This window comes from Flexibacter flexilis DSM 6793 (assembly GCF_900112255.1).
GTDB lineage: Bacteria > Bacteroidota > Bacteroidia > Cytophagales > Flexibacteraceae > Flexibacter > Flexibacter flexilis.
Map to the genome: position 1 here is coordinate 1 of NZ_FOLE01000041.1, position 1,262 is coordinate 1,262.

Here is a 1,262-nt window from a genome sequence, read left to right on the forward strand (position 1 = left end):
GTAAGTCAAGGCACTTGTACTTCGAGTTTAAGTGTAACATTGAGTGATCCAAGTCCATTTACGTTGTCTGTAACGAAAGTGGATGAGAGCTTGTGCGGAGCAGGAGATGGCAGTATCAATTTGAGTGTCAGTCCATCGGCAGGTAGCTATGTTTATTCATGGACTAACAGTGCAGGAACGGTAGTAGGTACGAGCCAAGATATGAGTGGTTTGTTACCCGATACCTATACAGTAAGTGTGATTTCAGGTAGCTGCGTGAGCACGACGAGTGTGGTGATCAATGGTGGATCAGTAGGCTTTGCGTTGTCATCGAGCGTAGTAAATCCGAGTGTATGTAGTGGAGCAGACGGTAGCATCAATTTGAGTGTAAGTCCTGTTGGCACTTATACATATAGCTGGACTAACAGTTCAGGCGTAGTAGTAGGTACAAGTGAAGATATAAGTGGTTTGAGTGCAGGAGCGTACACGGTAGTGGTAAGTCAAGGCACTTGTACTTCGACATTAACGGTAACGTTGAGTGATCCAAGTCCATTTACGTTGTCAGTAACGAAAGTGGATGAGAGCTTGTGCGGAGCAGGAGATGGCAGTATAGATTTGAGTGTCAGTCCATCGGCAGGTAGCTATGTTTATTCATGGACTAACAGTGCAGGAACGGTGGTTGGTACGAGCCAAGATATGAGTGGTTTGCTGCCCGATACCTATACAGTAAGTGTGATTTCAGGTAGCTGCGTGAGCACGACGAGTGTGGTGATCAATGGTGGATCAGTAGGCTTTGCGTTGTCATCGAGTGTAGTAAATCCGAGTGTATGTAGTGGCGCAGACGGTAGCATCAATTTGAGTGTAAGTCCTGTTGGCACTTATACATATAGCTGGACTAACAGTTCAGGCGTAGTAGTAGGTACAAGTGAAGATATAAGTGGTTTGAGTGTAGGAGTTTACACGGTAGTGGTAAGTCAAGGCACTTGTACTTCGAGTTTAAGTGTAACGTTGAGTGATCCAAGTCCATTCACATTGTCAGTAACGAAAGTGGATGAGAGCTTGTGTGGAGCAGGAGATGGCAGTATCAATTTGAGTGTCAGTCCATCGGCAGGTAGCTATGTTTATTCATGGACTAACAGTGCAGGAACGGTGGTTGGTACGAGCCAAGATATGAGTGGTTTGTTGCCCGATACCTATACAGTAAGTGTGATTTCAGGTAGCTGCGTGAGCACGACGAGTGTGGTGATCAATGGTGGATCAGTAGGCTTTGCGTTGTCATCGAG

The 1,262-nt window shown here is 45.8% G+C and carries 1 protein-coding gene; it reads left to right on the forward strand.

Going from position 1 to position 1,262, the window contains the following annotated elements:
• On the forward strand, positions 1 to 1,262 hold a 1,262-nt coding region (locus tag BM090_RS18060), incomplete at both ends, for a serine-rich family protein (RefSeq protein ID WP_221405440.1).